Annotated in this window: 14 protein-coding genes; 12 read left to right on the forward strand and 2 right to left on the reverse strand. The window is 50.2% G+C overall.

What is annotated here, in order from left to right; translation table 11 throughout:
• Positions 1-110 precede the first annotated feature (110 nt).
• Together EWA64_RS03905 and vexD are read left to right on the forward strand one after the other, a co-directional pair.
• On the forward strand, positions 111-1,205 hold the full coding sequence (locus EWA64_RS03905) for an efflux RND transporter periplasmic adaptor subunit (protein ID WP_061893524.1): 1,095 nt from the start codon (positions 111-113) through the stop codon (positions 1,203-1,205).
• Complete coding sequence (vexD, locus tag EWA64_RS03910) at positions 1,205-4,252, forward strand: efflux RND transporter permease subunit VexD (protein WP_061893525.1); 3,048 nt, start codon at positions 1,205-1,207, stop codon at positions 4,250-4,252. The genes EWA64_RS03905 and vexD overlap by 1 nt, the downstream gene beginning before the upstream one ends.
• A gap of 72 nt (positions 4,253-4,324) precedes the next feature.
• Here the strand turns inward: vexD and vceB are convergent, their stop codons facing one another.
• Together vceB and EWA64_RS03920 are read right to left on the reverse strand one after the other, a co-directional pair.
• Positions 4,325-5,860: a multidrug efflux MFS transporter permease subunit VceB gene (gene vceB, locus EWA64_RS03915; protein WP_061893526.1), complete on the reverse strand. Its 1,536-nt coding sequence runs from the start codon at positions 5,858-5,860 to the stop codon at positions 4,325-4,327.
• Positions 5,861-5,869: 9 nt separating this feature from the next.
• The gene (locus EWA64_RS03920; RefSeq protein ID WP_061893527.1) at positions 5,870-7,066 is read right to left on the reverse strand and encodes an HlyD family secretion protein; all 1,197 of its coding nucleotides are present in this window, start codon (positions 7,064-7,066) and stop codon (positions 5,870-5,872) included.
• Between the two features lie 231 nt (positions 7,067-7,297).
• Here EWA64_RS03920 and EWA64_RS03925 point away from each other — a divergent pair, with 231 nt between their 5' ends.
• From EWA64_RS03925 to EWA64_RS03970, 10 genes are all read left to right on the forward strand, one after another.
• Positions 7,298-7,903: a TetR/AcrR family transcriptional regulator gene (locus tag EWA64_RS03925; RefSeq protein WP_039432587.1), complete on the forward strand. Its 606-nt coding sequence runs from the start codon at positions 7,298-7,300 to the stop codon at positions 7,901-7,903.
• A 293-nt stretch (positions 7,904-8,196) separates the two neighbouring features.
• Positions 8,197-8,775, forward strand: coding sequence for an electron transport complex subunit RsxA (rsxA, locus tag EWA64_RS03930; protein ID WP_061893528.1), 579 nt, complete (start codon positions 8,197-8,199; stop codon positions 8,773-8,775).
• 1 nt (position 8,776) lies between these two features.
• On the forward strand, positions 8,777-9,373 hold the full coding sequence (gene rsxB, locus EWA64_RS03935) for an electron transport complex subunit RsxB (protein WP_061893529.1): 597 nt from the start codon (positions 8,777-8,779) through the stop codon (positions 9,371-9,373).
• 8 nt (positions 9,374-9,381) lie between these two features.
• Positions 9,382-11,763, forward strand: a complete 2,382-nt coding sequence (gene rsxC, locus EWA64_RS03940; protein ID WP_369435824.1) for an electron transport complex subunit RsxC — start codon at positions 9,382-9,384, stop codon at positions 11,761-11,763.
• Positions 11,763-12,830, forward strand: a complete 1,068-nt coding sequence (gene rsxD, locus EWA64_RS03945) for an electron transport complex subunit RsxD (protein WP_061893318.1) — start codon at positions 11,763-11,765, stop codon at positions 12,828-12,830. The genes rsxC and rsxD overlap by 1 nt, the downstream gene beginning before the upstream one ends.
• A gap of 13 nt (positions 12,831-12,843) precedes the next feature.
• A complete protein-coding gene (rsxG, locus tag EWA64_RS03950) occupies positions 12,844-13,482 on the forward strand; it encodes an electron transport complex subunit RsxG (protein WP_039432594.1) in 639 nt (212 codons plus the stop codon).
• Positions 13,475-14,167, forward strand: a complete 693-nt coding sequence (locus EWA64_RS03955; protein ID WP_039429940.1) for an electron transport complex subunit E — start codon at positions 13,475-13,477, stop codon at positions 14,165-14,167. The genes rsxG and EWA64_RS03955 overlap by 8 nt, the downstream gene beginning before the upstream one ends.
• A 67-nt stretch (positions 14,168-14,234) precedes the next feature.
• Positions 14,235-14,876, forward strand: coding sequence for an endonuclease III (nth, locus tag EWA64_RS03960; protein ID WP_061893319.1), 642 nt, complete (start codon positions 14,235-14,237; stop codon positions 14,874-14,876).
• 23 nt (positions 14,877-14,899) lie between these two features.
• Positions 14,900-15,316 (forward strand): lactoylglutathione lyase, encoded by a 417-nt coding sequence (gene gloA, locus EWA64_RS03965; RefSeq protein WP_045570823.1) that lies wholly within the window; start codon positions 14,900-14,902, stop codon positions 15,314-15,316.
• Positions 15,317-15,472: 156 nt separating this feature from the next.
• Positions 15,473-15,907, forward strand: coding sequence for a DUF2753 domain-containing protein (locus tag EWA64_RS03970; protein WP_039429949.1), 435 nt, complete (start codon positions 15,473-15,475; stop codon positions 15,905-15,907).

The following is a 15,907-nucleotide window of genomic DNA, read 5'->3' on the forward strand; positions in this document are numbered from 1 at the left end:
ATGTATGATGAGCAAAACGCACGTCGTTTATGGTCAATAAGCGTCACAAGGCTCTGGAGTATTCACAAAGAATCCCCCTTTCCCGTGATGAAATTTAGGAGCAAAACACAATGAATCCTTCTTTTACTCGTTCCGCCGCAGCGAGACGAACGTTTATCAGTACGGTTATTATGTCGGCTTTCCTGCTAGCCGGTTGTGGCGAAGCACCACAAGTCAGCACGCCAGCCCCGATCATCAAGCCAGCACTGACTGAAATTGTCGCTAGCCAACAAGCTTCCGATCTGACCTTTAACGGAGTCGTCAGGGCCGCGCAACGTGCTGATCTCGCCTTCCGCATCAGTGGCCGTCTTACGGATATCGCCGTCAAAGAAGGCGACCAAGTAAAAAAGGGTCAATTGCTTGCTACCCTCGATTCTAGAGATGCCAAAACGGCGTTGGAATCCGCTCAACTTGAGCTGAAAAACACCGAGCAAGAATACCGCCGCGCGAAAGCGGTGTTCGAGAAGACCCAAGCCATTTCTAAAGCTGAGTTAGATAAAGTCACTAACCGCTATGATCTGGCGAAGAACCGTGTGGAAGAAGCAAAACGCAAACTGGAGTACACCCAAATCACCGCTCCGTTTGACGGCATCATCAGTGAAAAGGTGGTGGAAAACTTTGCTCAAATACAAGCCAATCAAGTGATCATGACGCTGCAAGACCTGAATGATTTGGAAGTAGCGATTGAAATTCCGCACCGCGTGATGATTGCTGGTGTTCGCAATACCCGTGCCATTGCCGAACTTAGCGCCATTCCTAATCAGCAGTTTGATTTACAACTGCGTACCTACTCCACTCAAGCCAGCTCTGATTCGCAAACCTATTCTGTGGTACTGGGCTTTGAAGATTTGAAAGGCTTCCGCGTCATGCCCGGCATGTCTGCCAAAGTTATCCCTGTGCAAAAAAATTCTGAGGGAGAGCGTCGCTTGATCACTCTGCCCATTACGGCACTCGTACCAGATAACCAAGGCAAACAGTATGTTTGGGTGGTAAATACACAAAACCAAGCAGAAAAACGCTACGTTGAAATCGGTCCTACTTATAAAGACCGCGTCGTTATTCAGCAGAATCTCACCCCCGGTGAACAAGTCATCATCGCTGGTGTTTCTAGCGTTCGAGAAGGCATGCAAGTGCGTCCGTATACTGAGAAAGACGGAGCCCAATAATGGATATTGCACGTTATACCTTGGCTAAACGCACCAGCGTTTGGGTGCTGATTGCCCTTACTTTGATTGGCGGTTACATCAGCTATTTGAAACTGGGCCGTTTTGAAGATCCTGAGTTTGTGATTCGCCAAGCGGTGATCATTACTCCGTATCCGGGCGCAACGGCGCAGGAAGTTTCCGATGAAGTCACTGATGTGATTGAAGGCGCGGTACAAGCACTGCAAGAGCTCAAAGAAGTGAAATCGGTTTCGATGCAGGGACGCTCTGAGGTCACCGTCGAAATCAAACTCGAATTTGCTAAATCTTCGGCACAGTTGCAGCAAGTCTGGGATAAGCTACGTCGCAAAGTCGCGGATGCCCAACGTCAGCTCCCTCCTGGGGCGGGGGCGCCAATTGTGAATGATGATTTTGCCGATGTGTATGCACTGTTTTATGCTGTCACCGGTGAAGGCTTTAGCGATAAGCAGTTGCAAGACTACGTTGATACTTTGCGCCGTGAACTGGTGCTCGTACCGGGCGTCGCCAAAGCCGCTACGTTAGCTGAGCAACAAGAGGCCATTTTCATCGAAATGTCCAGCGACCGAATGGCGGAATATGGCTTATCCGTCGAGCGCGTGCTGCAAGTGTTGCAAAAACAAAGTTTAGTGACGGTAGCCGGCACGGTAGACGCTAACGCGATGCGCATTCCGGTGATCCCAACCTCTAACATCAGCTCGTTTGCCGACCTTAATAATTTACAAGTTGCGGTGGGCAGCAATAACGCCATTGTCCGTTTAGGAGATATCGCCAATATCAGTCGTGGCTACACTGAACCTGCGTCGATGCTCATGCGTTACAACGGCCAACGTGCGATTGGCTTTGGTATTTCCAACATGACTGGCGGTAACGTGGTTGAGATGGGGGATGCTGTGAAAGCGCGTCTGGCCCAACTGGAAGATCAACGCCCACTGGGTATGGAACTGCATGTTATCTCAATGCAGTCTGACTCGGTTCGTGCTTCGGTCGCTAATTTTATCGATAACCTCATCGCAGCTGTCGCGATCGTGTTTGTGGTGTTACTTCTGTTTATGGGGGTACGCTCTGGCGTGATCATCGGCTTTGTTCTGCTGCTTACCGTGGCCGGTACCTTGTGTGTGATGTTAATCGATGACATCGCCATGCAACGTATTTCTTTAGGTGCGCTCATCATTGCCCTCGGCATGTTGGTAGACAACGCGATTGTGGTCACAGATGGCGTACTAGTGCGATTTCAGCAAGAACCGAACGCAGATAAGCAACAAGTGGTATCCGAAGTGGTGAATGCCACAAAATGGCCACTGCTTGGGGGTACGGTGGTGGGTATTTTTGCCTTCAGCGCGATTGGCCTTTCACCTTCTGATATGGGTGAATACGCGGGCTCTCTGTTCTGGGTGATCCTCTACTCGATGTTTTTGAGTTGGGTATTTGCGGTCACGGTAACACCGATGCTGTGTCACGACTTTTTACGGGTCAAAGCACAAACGCAACAAACCAAGCCCTCTAAAATGGTGACGGGTTATAAAGCAGTGTTGCAGTGGGTTCTGAGCCATCGTGTCGTGAGCTGTTTCATGCTGCTTGGCACTCTGATTGCCGCAATTTTGGGCGCTCAATTTATTCCACCGGGCTTTATGCCCGAATCGCAACGCCCGCAATTCGTGGTCGATGTCTCTTTGCCTCAAGGCTCAGACATTCGTCGTACCGAACAAGTGGTGGCAAGCATTGAGAAAGACGTGGCACAGAAAGCAGGCATCACCAATATCACTAGCTTTATCGGTGGCGGTGGCCTGCGATTTATGCTCACGTATGCTCCTGAGGCACGTAACCCAAGTTACGGACAACTGCTGATCGATATTGATGACTACACCAAAATTGCGCCACTGGTGGGTGAACTACAAAGCGAGTTAGATGCGAAATACCCAGATGCTTCGATCAAAGTGTGGAAGTTTATGCTCGGTCGTGGCGGCGGTAAGAAAATTGAAGCCGGTTTCAAAGGGCCAGACAGCCATGTGCTGCGCCAATTGGCTGAGCAAGCCAAAGCCATTATGCATAACGACCCGAACCTGATCGCGGTGCAAGATGACTGGCGTCAGCAAGTGCCGGTATTGCAGCCGGTGTATTCAGCGCAAGAAGCTCAACGCCTTGGTTTGACCACACAAGAAATCAGCGCGGCGATCGCGCAAACGTTGAGTGGACGTAATGTTGGTGTGTATCGTGAAGGCAATGATTTGATCCCGCTGATTGTCCGTGCACCAGAGAGTGAACGTAACCACGAACGTGCAATTGAGAACAGTGAAGTCTTTAGTGCGCAAACGGGCCGCTACGTTCCAGTTAGCCAGTTGGTGGACTCGGTAAACACGGTCTATCAAGATGCTTTGCTGCGCCGCATCAACCGCATGCCGACCATTTTAGTACAAGCCGATCCCGCCCCAGGAGTGATGACTGCGGACGCTTTCAACCATGTACGTGAAAAAATCGAGCAGATTGAATTGCCCGCTGGCTATGAGCTGATTTGGTACGGCGAATATAAGGCATCAAACGACGCCAATGAAGGCCTAGCAATTTCAGCACCTTACGGCTTTGCAGCGATGATTCTCGCGGTGGTATTTATGTTTAACGCACTGCGTCAGCCACTCGTGATCTGGATGACGGCGCCTTTTGCCGTCGTGGGTGTCACCATTGGCCTCATCGCCTTTCAAACCCCATTCGAGTTTATGGCGATCCTCGGCTTTTTAAGCTTGATTGGTATGATGGTGAAAAACGCAATTGTGTTAGTTGACCAAGCCGATGCTGAAATCAAAGCAGGGAAAGAAGCTTACTTCGCAATTATTGATGCTGCGGTGAGCCGCGCACGGCCAGTATTGCTCGGCGCTTTCACCACCATTTTAGGTGTAGCACCTCTGCTGGTGGACCCTTTCTTTAAAAGTATGGCGGTGACCATCATGTTTGGTTTGTTGTTTGCTACCATCCTCACCTTAGTGGTGATACCACTGTTTTATTCGATATTTTTTCGAGTAAAAAAAACAATGTGATAAAACATGACTAAACGAAAAAGCCACTTCGCAAGAGGTGGCTTTTTTTGCTTGTGAAAACGACGAATCGAATCAGTGTACCGACGAAGTATCGACGCCTCGTTTGGGCTTAGGCGCTAGCCATATCATGCAAGCCGCCAGCGCAAAGATACACGCAATCACCATAAAAAGTTGGTTAGTCGCGATCATGACACTTTGCCCTTGCAGCATCCAATCCATGCTAGAGCGTGCTTGCTCAGCACTCATTCCACCATTTTGCATTGCTGCTAGCGCCACACCACTGCGATCGGTTAAGCCTGCTAACTCCGCATGCACATACCGCGTTTCATGCTCCCACGAGGTATTGATCATCGATGTGGCAAACGCACCGGACAAGGTTCGAATAAAATTCATTAGCCCTGCCGCAGATTCCATTTCATGCGGTTTGACACTTCCCAAGGCAATCGCTGTCAGCGGCACAAAAAACAGCGGCATGCCGATACCTTGGAAAAACAGCGGCCAACTGATCTGGGCGAAAGTCATCTCGACCGATCCAAAACTGCGATATAAGGTCCACAACCCAAGCCACATTACCCCGGTAAAGACGAACGGCCGAGGATCATGTTTTGACGCCAAGTTAGCAACAATCGGCGCTAAAAACACCGCTAAAATGCCCATTTTCGCCGTCGCAAAACCGGAGATGGTGGCGGTATAGCCCATGTAGATTTGTAGCCAAAGCGGCGTCAACACAGAGATGCTAAAGAAAGCACCAAATGCCAAGGAGAGCGTCACCATACTCATGCTGTAGCCTCGATGGCGAAAGACTTTGAGATCCACCACGGGACTCTTTTCGGTCAGTTCCCATATTAGAAACGCGATAAAACCAATCACCGCCACAACCGCCAAAAAGACAATTCGCGACGATTCAAACCAGTCGTGATCTTTACCTTCATCCAGCATCAATTGCAGGGCGGCCACCCAAACGACCAGAAGCAGTAGACCCACTTTGTCGATTTTTGCTTTCGCCGTCTTGGTTTCAAATCTCTGCAGCAGTTTCCAGCATAGCAAGCCCGCAATGATAGCAAACGGCATTTTCACCATGAAGATGTAAGGCCAGCTGTATTGATCGCACAAGTAGCCCCCCAGTATTGGCCCCATGATCGGCGCGATCAAGGTGGTCATACTCCAAATGCCTATCGCCGCGTGGCTCTTATGTTTGGGAAAGATGCGAATCATCAAGGTTTGCGATAGAGGCATCAGAGGGCCACCCGCGAAGCCAAGAAAAACACGAAACATCACCAATGTGCTCATGCTGTCCGCCATACCGCAAAGCAGCGAAAAGACACCAAACAAGATAAAGCAAGTGACAAACACGCGAATTGATCCGAAACGCGACGCAAGCCAGCCAGTTAATGGAACGGAAATCGCTTCAGCCACCGCATATGAGGTAATCACGTAAGTACCCTGACTGGTCGACGTACCGAGGCTACCTGCGATATTGGAAACCGAAACGTTCGCGATGGTGGTATCGAGAATGGCGAGAAAATTGGCCATTGCCAAACAGAGCGCGCCGATAAAAAGTGCCCCTCCCGATAGGGGCTGGATCGCTTGGTCGGAGGAATGACTCATGTCGCCTCCTTAACCTTGGTTGGCCAGTTTAATTGCGCGATAGTTGACTAAGGTTTGTCCATGAGTATTGGTGGTGGTATCGACCGTCACTTCCATCGATAAACCGACTTGCAATGGATGTGCTTGCAAATCTTTAGGATCGAGTTCGATGCGCACAGGCAAGCGTTGCACCACTTTAATCCAGTTACCAGTCGCATTTTGTGCCGGGATCATGGAGAACGCAGCGCCTGTACCGCCAGAAAATCCCGCAATAACACCGTGATAAAGCACCTCATCGCCGTACAGATCGGCTTTTAGAGTGACTTCTTGGCCCACTTTGACATCACGCAGCTCCACCTCTTTAAAATTGGCATCGACATAAATGTTATGCAGGGGAACCACACTCATCAGCGGCACGCCAACTTGCACACGGCGACCAATCTGCACCTGACGTTTGGCAATGACACCACTGATTGGCGCACGGATCACGGTACGCTCCAAGTCGATTTTCGCTTGCTCATAGCGCGCTTTGGCCAGCAACACTTCCGGGTTATTTTCCAGCGTAGTGTTGTCTGTCAATGCTGCATTGGCTTTCTGCGAGCCGATGCTGGATAACTTATTCGCTTGCGCTTGTGCCATGGCGGCTTTGGCTGCATTGAGATTGGCCTTAGCTTGAGCAAATTGTGTTTTCGCGTTGGTCAACTCCTCTTTCGATACCGAACCAGAGCGCAGCAGATCTTCTCTGCGGCTCAAATCAATTTGGGCACGCTCAAAATCGGCTTTAGCAGCATTGAGCTGTGCCTGAGCTCGTTGCTCATTCGCTTCTTGCGCTTCGACTAACGCGGTCAGCCCTTCATCATTTGCCAGATAGCTACGCACACGACGGATGGCTAAAGCCAGATCCGCCTCCGCTTGGCGCAGTGCTAAACGGGCATCGGTATCATCAATTTGCACCAAGACATCCCCCTGATTGACATATTGGGTATCCACGACGTTTACGTTAGCGACAATGCCGCCGACTGCAGGCGTCACTTCTGCCACTTCAGCGGCGGTGTATGCGTTGTCCGTAGTTACAAAATGAGATCCGACAAAGTGCCAATAGGCTGTATAGCCGCCCGCCGCAATGACCACAGCGGCAGCTAAAGCGAGGAATCCTTTTTTGCGCGATTGAGCAGCGCGTGCGGCATCAAAATCTTGGCCTGTCTCTTCTTTGGTTGGAGATGTCATGTAGTAAACCTTCGTCAAAAATGCACGATGGAGCCTTTGAGCATTGGCTTCATCTGGAAATCAAGGGGAAATGAGAACGGCGCACAGCAGTTGCGCCGTTTTCGTTAGGCAGCAGTCAAATTGAACGTCTTGAGCAAATAACTAAACCGTACTGTACAGTTATACTCTTGACATCAGGAAACCGTCAAGAGAAACTTAACCCCATTTTTTCGGTTGGAATTGGTAAGAAAGATGCGAGTTAAAAGCGATGAAAAGCGCCAAGCCATTTTGGATATAGCCAAAGAATCCTTTACCAAACAAGGATTTGAACAGACTTCCATGTCACATATATCGAAGCAACTGGGCGGCTCAAAAGCGACGCTTTACAACTATTTCTGCTCAAAAGAAGAGATCTTTTCTGCCGTTATGGAGCAATGTGCTGCATCACAAATTTCCAACTCATTCCTCGCACTTGAGCAAAATAGCGACATCCGCAGCGCACTATTAGAATTTGGTTACAATTTTCTGAAATCGGTTCTGCGTCCTGAAGTCATCTCGATTTATCGCATGGCAATTCATGATGCGGAGCGCTCAGACATTGGTAAACATTTCTATGAAAATGGTCCAAAACGAGGCTGGACCCGGATGAAAAATTATCTTTCATTACAAACTGAACGTGGGGTATTGGTGCCTTGTGATCCTTGGGTAGCCGCCATGCAGTTTAAAGCGCTGCTCTACTCGGAATATCATGAACCTTACGTGTTAGGCGCGATCGAACAACCGTCATCAGAACAGCTTCGTCTTTCCACGGAGCGCGCAGTGACAGCCTTTTTGTGTTTGTACCAAAAAGCAGCATAAGTGCATTTCGCCTCGAGATTGGGCTAACGGGCCAGATGAATGATCAAGTGCCAAAAACAGATCACGTTAGCCAATTTCATTCAAAACACACGACCGACTTCCTTTCACTATTTGATAGCGGTGCCAACGGCTTTCCTTGCCATCCACGGTAACGCTTCTCAGCTCCGATTGCCCGAGCGGTTACATAACGGATAAATTTCAGCCAGCTATACAAAAACCTTAGCTTTCATTGGTTGTTATTGACGTAACAAAGCACGATAATACCGGGATCGGAATTGAAGAACGTTATAACTATGACCGAATATCTGTTGTTGTTGATTGGCACTGTGTTGGTAAACAACTTTGTACTGGTGAAGTTTTTGGGCCTGTGTCCATTTATGGGGGTGTCGAAAAAGCTGGAAACAGCCATCGGCATGGGGCTTGCAACTACGTTTGTCCTCACTCTGGCTTCTGTCTGTGCCTATTTGGTGGAAAGCTACATTCTCCGCCCGCTTGCGATTGAATACCTCAGAACCATGAGTTTTATTCTCGTGATTGCGGTGGTGGTACAGTTCACCGAAATGGTGGTACATAAAACCAGTCCAACCCTCTATCGTCTGTTGGGCATCTTCTTGCCATTGATTACCACCAACTGTGCTGTACTTGGCGTTGCGCTGCTCAATATCAATGAAAACCACACTTTCATCCAATCGATCATTTACGGTTTTGGTGCAGCCGTGGGCTTTTCGCTGGTGTTGATCCTCTTTGCTGCTATGCGTGAGCGCATTAATGCTGCCGACGTGCCTGTTCCTTTCAAAGGCGCTTCGATTGCCATGATCACCGCAGGTTTGATGTCTCTGGCATTTCTCGGTTTCACCGGGTTGGTAAAATAGCATGAGTACCATTTTAATCGCGGTCATCGCGATCGCCATTTTGGCGGCGCTGTTTGGCGCCATTCTTGGTTTCGCTTCGATCCGTTTTAAAGTCGAAGCCGACCCCATTGTCGATCAAATCGATGCCATTTTGCCACAAACTCAATGTGGTCAATGTGGCTACCCTGGTTGCCGACCATACGCAGAAGCGATCGCCAATGGCGACAGCATCAATAAATGCCCTCCCGGTGGACAAGCAACCATAGAAAAGCTGGCCGATCTGATGGGCGTTGAGGCGCAAGAATCGGCTCATGATTTAGAGGGCAAAATCAAAACCGTGGCCTTCATTCATGAAGACATGTGCATCGGCTGTACTAAGTGTATTCAAGCATGCCCAGTGGATGCGATCGTCGGCGGCACCAAGGCCCTGCATACGGTGATCAAGGATGAATGTACTGGCTGTGATTTATGTGTTGCGCCATGTCCAACGGATTGTATTGAGATGATCCCGCTTACCACCACTCCAGAGAGCTGGAAATGGCAGCTAAATACTATCCCTGTGGTCAACATTACCGAGGCAGACACACACCGCGCTTCGGGCAGCAACAATAACAATTAAGGGGCAGCATCTTGTCTTTGATTGAACAAATTCGTACTGGCGCCCTGTGGGACTTCCCCGGAGGGATTCATCCGGCCGAAAACAAAACCCAATCTAACCAGCAAGAGCTGGTTTTTGCTTCCATCCCGCAAGAAATCGTTCTGCCGCTTAAACAGCACATTGGCAAAGCGGGTAACCTGTTGGTCAACATCGGCGATCGCGTCCTCAAAGGGCAAGCACTCACTCAGTCAACCACAGGTTTTACTCTGCCAGTTCATGCGTCTACCTCTGGTATTGTCACAGCGATTGAGCCCAGAACCACTGCGCACCCTTCCGGCTTAAGTGAGTTGTGTGTTGTTATTCGCCCAGACGGCCAAGATACATGGGCACCGAAGCAGCCTGTGAGCGATTACACTCAGTGCGATGTGGAAACATTGGTCGATCTCATCCGCATGGCGGGTATTTCCGGTATGGGCGGCGCTGGCTTTCCGACCGCCAAAAAACTGCAATCTGGGCTGAGTCGTACTGACATTCTGATTGTCAACGCCGCCGAGTGCGAACCTTACATCACCGCAGACGACAAACTGCTGCAAGAGCACGCCGACGAAGTTATCCAAGGCATTGAAATTGTAGAGCATATTTTAAAGCCTCAGCTCACCATCATCGGCATTGAGGACAACAAACCCCTTGCCATCGCGGCGTTAGAAAAAGCCGCCATCAACAAAGATATCGTGATTCGCGTTATCCCGACCAAATACCCTTCTGGCGGCGAGAAACAACTGATCAAAGTGTTGACCAACAAAGAAGTGCCTGCCGGTGGCATTCCTGCCGATATCGGTATTTTGGTACAGAACGTCGGATCACTCTACGCGGTCAAACGAGCGATTGTCGATGGCGAGCCGATGGTCAACCGCATTGTGACTCTCACGGGTAACACCTTCAAACAGCCACGCAATGTTTGGGCGTTACTTGGCACACCAGTGCAAGCACTGCTGGACGAGTTTGGCTATCAAGCCGATAACAAACTGCCGCGTCTGATTATGGGCGGTCCGATGATGGGCTTTAGCCTGCCGCACGCGCATGTGCCAATCACCAAAACCTCGAACTGCATTCTCGCGCCAACCCGTCGGGAAATTGAACCATCTCGTTATGAGATGGACTGTATTCGCTGTGGCGCGTGTGCTGAAGCCTGCCCTGCATCGCTTTTGCCTCAGCAGTTGCAATGGCACGCCAAAGCGCAAGAGTACGAAAAGTGCACCGAGCTCAACCTGAAAGATTGTATCGAGTGCGGCGCTTGTGCTTACGTCTGCCCGAGTGAAATCCCACTGGTCAACTACTATCGCCAAGCAAAAGCCGAAATCCGCACTCGCGCTCAAGAAGCCGAAGCGGCCGAGCGCGCTAAACTGCGTTTTGAAGAGAAAAAAGCACGCCTTGAGCGAGAAAAAGAGGAACGGGAAAACCGCTTTAAGAAAGCAGCAGATGATCGCCGGAAAGAGATGAAATCAACTGGCGGCGATGATGCGATTGCCGCGGCGATTGCGCGAGTTAAAGCTCAGAAAGCGCAAGAAAACAGCTCGCAAGCCGAAGTCAAACCAGCCGTTGCCGCCGCGATTGCCAAAGCGAAAGCAAAGCAAGCGCAGGCTTTACAAGCAGGGGAAACCGAGCCTGATAATGCCGAAATGGCCAAACTACGTGAAGAGCGTAAGCGCCTCGCTCGCGAGCGTAAAGCGGCCAAAGAAACGCCACCAAGCGTTGACGAAGAAACCAAGATTTCCGACTCGAAAGCCGCCGTCGCAGCCGCCATTGCCCGCGCTAAAGCACGCAAAGCACAAAGTGAAGAGGCAGTTGCAGCGCCAGCAGAAGCAGCCGAAACGCAAGACGATCCGAAAAAAGCCGCCGTCGCAGCCGCGATTGCCCGCGCTAAAGCGCGTAAAGCACAAAGTGAAGAGGCAGTTGCAGCGCCAGCAGAAGCAGCCGAAGTGCAAGACGACCCGAAAAAAGCCGCCGTCGCAGCCGCGATTGCCCGTGCTAAAGCGCGCAAAGCGCAAAGTGAAGAGGCAGTTGCAGCGCCAGCAGAAGCAGCCGAAACGCAAGACGATCCGAAAAAAGCCGCCGTCGCAGCCGCGATTGCCCGTGCTAAAGCGCGCAAAGCGCAAAGTGAAGAGGCAGTTGCAGCGCCTACAGAAGCAGCCGAAGTGCAAGACGATCCGAAAAAAGCCGCCGTCGCAGCCGCGATTGCCCGCGCCAAAGCACGTAAAGCGCAAAGTGAAGAGGCAGTTGCAGCGCCTACAGAAGCAGCCGAAGTGCAAGACGATCCGAAAAAAGCCGCCGTCGCAGCCGCCGTGGCCCGCGCTAAAGCACGCAAAGCACAACAACAAGCAGAAAAGAATCAGTCTGAGGAGAACGAGTAATGTCGTTTTTTATTGCCAGTTCACCACACGCCCATAATCGACGCAGCACGCCTGACCTGATGAAATGGGTCGCGTTGTGTGCCTTGCCTGGCTTGATTACACAAAGCTACTTTTTCGGCTGGGGCACCTTGATTCAACTCATCATGGCCATCACCCTTGCGCTGAGTTTAGAAGCCTTGGTCATGCTGTTGAGAAAGCGTTCACCTGCGCGCGCTTTACGCGATAACAGCGCCCTGGTCACGGCATGGTTACTCGCTGTCTCGATCCCGCCTTTGGCGCCTTGGTGGATTATCGCCATTGGTCTGGTGTTTGCCATCGTGATTGCCAAGCACCTTTATGGTGGCTTGGGACAAAACCCATTCAATCCGGCCATGGTCGCTTACGTGGTTATGCTTATCTCATTTCCGGTGCAAATGACCAGTTGGAATGAGCCAAGCATGCTGCAAGAGATTGGGCAAACCGTTGGCCGCGAAGCCACCACTTTTGGCGATACACTTTCCCTGATTTTTAGTGGTTTGACGCTTGATGGCTCTTCACTCCAGCAAGTGCGTGCAGGCATCGATGGCATCACCACAGCAACGCCACTGGATGCGTTTAAAACTGGGCTACGTGCGGGCGAGACACCCACTGAAATTCTCAAACAGCCAATTTTTGAAGGCTTGGCTGGGCTGGGCTGGCAGTGGGTGAACCTCGCCTATCTGCTCGGCGGTTTGGTGCTTATCAAACAAAGAATCATCCAATGGCACATTCCAGCAGGATTTCTTGGCGCATTAACGTTACTCAGCAGTCTATTTGCGCTGTTTGCACCTGGCGAAACTGCTTCTCCAGTCCTTCATCTACTCTCGGGCGCAACCATGCTCGGCGCGTTTTTTATCGCCACCGACCCGGTGTCTGCATCCACCACGGTGAAAGGTCGATTGATCTTTGGTGCTATCATCGGCACCTTGGTTTTCGTGATTCGCAGTTGGGGCGGATACCCTGATGGGGTCGCCTTTGCCGTTCTGTTAGCCAATATGTGTGTACCGTTGATCGACTACTACACCAAACCCCGAACTTACGGCCACTAAACAGGAAACGTGCATGATTAACGCCATTCGTCACAACGGATTAACGCTCGCTATTTTCGCCTGTGTCACCACAGGTTTGGTGGCCGTTACCCAATATTTCACCAAAGATCAGATCAAGCGCCAAGAGCAAGCGCAGCTCTCTTCAGTGCTCAACCAAGTGATCCCCAAACAGATGCACGACAATCTGCTGTTTGAATCCTGTATTTTGCTCACCAATCCGGCTCTTGGCACCGATAAAGCCATGCCCGCTTACATCGCGACCTTGAACGGTGAACCAACCGCGATCGCGATTGAATCCATCGCTCCAGATGGCTATAACGGTGCGATTAAAATCATCACAGGCATTGATAACACAGGCACGGTTTTGGCAACTCGCGTGCTCAGCCATCAAGAAACCCCCGGATTGGGTGATAAGATTGACTTACGTGTGAGCGACTGGATCAGCAGTTTTTCCGGTAAGCAGCTCAATGAAAGCAACTATGACCGTTGGAAGGTGCGCAAAGATGGCGGCGATTTCGACCAATTTACTGGCGCGACCATCACACCCCGTGCCGTTGTAAAAGCGGTGCGTAATACGGTAGAGTTTGTCAACGCTAATCGCCAGCAACTTCTGACTCAGCCATTAAACTGTGGAGAGAACAGCCATGAGTGAACATAAAACTTTGCTGAAAAACGGCATGTGGAGCAATAACCCCGCTCTGGTTCAACTGCTCGGGTTATGCCCACTGCTTGCCGTCTCCTCAACCGTCACCAATGCGCTTGGCCTCGGTATTGCTACCTTACTGGTGTTGGTTGGCTCAAACGTCAGTGTCTCTTTGATCCGCAATCATGTCCCGAAAGAGATCCGCATCCCCGTGTTCGTCATGATCATCGCGTCCTTGGTGAGCTGCGTACAGTTGCTGATGAATGCCTATGCTTACGGACTCTATCTCTCTCTCGGTATTTTCATTCCTTTGATCGTCACCAACTGCATCATCATCGGCCGCGCAGAAGCGTATGCCTCTAAAAATGAGGTGTTGCCCGCAGCGTTAGACGGCTTTTGGATGGGGATGGGCATGACCAGCGTTTTGGTCGTACTCGGCGCGATGCGTGAAGTTCTCGGCAACGGGACACTCTTTGATGGCGCAGATTTATTACTGGGAGATTGGGCTGCTGCACTGCGTATAGAGATATTCCATTTTGATACCAGCTTTTTATTAGCCTTGTTGCCACCGGGTGCATTTATTGGCGTCGGCTTTTTGATTGCCCTGAAAAACGTGATTGATGCCAATCTCAAAGCACGTCAGCCTCAACAGGAAAAACCGGCAATCGAGCGCGCACGCGTCACTAACGCCTAATCGGTTTTATCGGCTTAGCCGCCATTATAATTCTCCTAGCGCTAAGCCTTTCCCTTGGAAGTCAACCATGAACAAAGAAAAACGGATTCAAATCTTGCAGCGTTTGCGTGAGAACAATCCCAACCCACAAACGGAGCTCAATTGGAAATCACCGTTTGAACTGCTTATCGCGGTGCTGCTCTCAGCCCAAGCGACGGATGTGAGCGTCAACAAAGCCACGGACAAACTTTTCCCAGTGGCGAATACCCCGCAAAGCATCTTAGATTTAGGGGTCGACGGCTTAAAAGAGTACATCAAAACCATCGGCCTGTTTAACTCGAAAGCAGAAAACACCATTAAAACCTGCCAGATTCTGCTGGAAAAACACGGCGGTGAAGTGCCGGAAGACCGAGCAGCACTCGAAGCTTTACCGGGCGTTGGGCGCAAAACGGCTAATGTGGTGCTCAATACTGCGTTTGGCTGGCCAACGATTGCCGTTGATACACACATTTTCCGTGTATCTAACCGCACCAAGTTTGCCATCGGTAAAAATGTGGATGAAGTGGAGCAAAAGCTACTGAAAGTGGTTCCCAAGGAATTTAAACTTGATGTCCATCACTGGTTGATTCTCCACGGCCGATATACCTGTATCGCCAGAAAACCACGCTGTGGGAGTTGTATTATAGAAGACCTTTGTGAGTTCAAAGAGAAGGTCTACCCAGATAACTAAGTTCGATTGATTAGGAGCAAACAATGTCAAATGGTCGCATTTTACACACCATGCTACGCGTGGGAGATTTAGACAAATCTATTCAGTTTTATACCGAAGTCATGGGTATGCAACTGCTGCGCAAGAACGAAAACAAGGAATACGAGTACACCTTGGCTTTCCTTGGCTACGGGGACGAATCACAAGGTGCTGTGATCGAACTGACCTATAACTGGGGTAAGTCTGAGTACGATCTCGGCACCGCGTTCGGCCATATTGCGATTGGCGTTGATGATATTTACACCACTTGTGATGCCATCAAAGCGGCAGGCGGTAACGTCACGCGCGAAGCGGGCCCAGTAAAAGGCGGCACAACGCACATCGCGTTTGTCAAAGATCCCGATGGCTACATGATTGAGCTGATTCAGAACAAACAAGCATCTGCAGGATTGGAAGGCTAAGCCGGACATTCTGAGGGGTGATAAACGCTGTTTGACACACTGAGTTATGTGAGAGAGGAAGCTAGGCGCTTCCTCTTTTTTGTTTCATTGACGCCGCTTTACATGAGAATTATTTTCATTTAGATTAGTGAGAGTTTGGCTAAGTGGACAAAAAGCATGATAAACGAGTGGGAAAAACACACCTTATTGGCAGACACGGCACTGCAACTCGACGATCCAATTCGCAGTATTCTGCACTACCAACAAGCTTTGGCACTCAGTGACGAGATAGCCAATAGCGTAGAGATTGAAGCCGATGATAAGATCTTAATTTCGGTTATCTCTTGCCATAATCTAGCGCAATTCTGGCGTTGGGCTGGTGACACCGAGTATGAACTCAAGTACTTGCAGCTCGCTTCAGAAAAAGTGCTAACCTTGATCCCGCAGTGCCCACAGCATCAATGCGAGAACTTTATTGATTCCATAGGCTGTTGTAAAAAAGCGCTGTTTGATTTCCTAAAACGTCACCCAAACCCCAAAATTGCGCAGTTGGTGGAGAAGATCGATACCGCAACCCAGTGCGAAATTATCGCCAAATTTAGGCTCAACTGA

The organism is Vibrio cidicii, from assembly GCF_009665415.1.
GTDB lineage: Bacteria > Pseudomonadota > Gammaproteobacteria > Enterobacterales > Vibrionaceae > Vibrio > Vibrio cidicii.

Bases quoted from the DNA above. Each gene is read 5' to 3' on its own strand.
- EWA64_RS03925 (WP_039432587.1), top strand. From the start codon at position 7,298: ATGCGAGTTAAAAGCGATGAAAAGCGCCAAGCCATTTTGGATATAGCC.
- vceB (WP_061893526.1), bottom strand. From the start codon at position 5,860: ATGAGTCATTCCTCCGACCAAGCGATCCAGCCCCTATCGGGAGGGGCA.
- EWA64_RS03905 (WP_061893524.1), top strand. From the start codon at position 111: ATGAATCCTTCTTTTACTCGTTCCGCCGCAGCGAGACGAACGTTTATC.
- rsxG (WP_039432594.1), top strand. From the start codon at position 12,844: ATGATTAACGCCATTCGTCACAACGGATTAACGCTCGCTATTTTCGCC.
- rsxD (WP_061893318.1), top strand. From the start codon at position 11,763: ATGTCGTTTTTTATTGCCAGTTCACCACACGCCCATAATCGACGCAGC.
- EWA64_RS03970 (WP_039429949.1), top strand. From the start codon at position 15,473: ATGATAAACGAGTGGGAAAAACACACCTTATTGGCAGACACGGCACTG.
- EWA64_RS03920 (WP_061893527.1), bottom strand. From the start codon at position 7,066: ATGACATCTCCAACCAAAGAAGAGACAGGCCAAGATTTTGATGCCGCA.
- rsxB (WP_061893529.1), top strand. From the start codon at position 8,777: ATGAGTACCATTTTAATCGCGGTCATCGCGATCGCCATTTTGGCGGCG.
- nth (WP_061893319.1), top strand. From the start codon at position 14,235: ATGAACAAAGAAAAACGGATTCAAATCTTGCAGCGTTTGCGTGAGAAC.
- gloA (WP_045570823.1), top strand. From the start codon at position 14,900: ATGTCAAATGGTCGCATTTTACACACCATGCTACGCGTGGGAGATTTA.
- EWA64_RS03955 (WP_039429940.1), top strand. From the start codon at position 13,475: ATGAGTGAACATAAAACTTTGCTGAAAAACGGCATGTGGAGCAATAAC.
- rsxA (WP_061893528.1), top strand. From the start codon at position 8,197: ATGACCGAATATCTGTTGTTGTTGATTGGCACTGTGTTGGTAAACAAC.
- vexD (WP_061893525.1), top strand. From the start codon at position 1,205: ATGGATATTGCACGTTATACCTTGGCTAAACGCACCAGCGTTTGGGTG.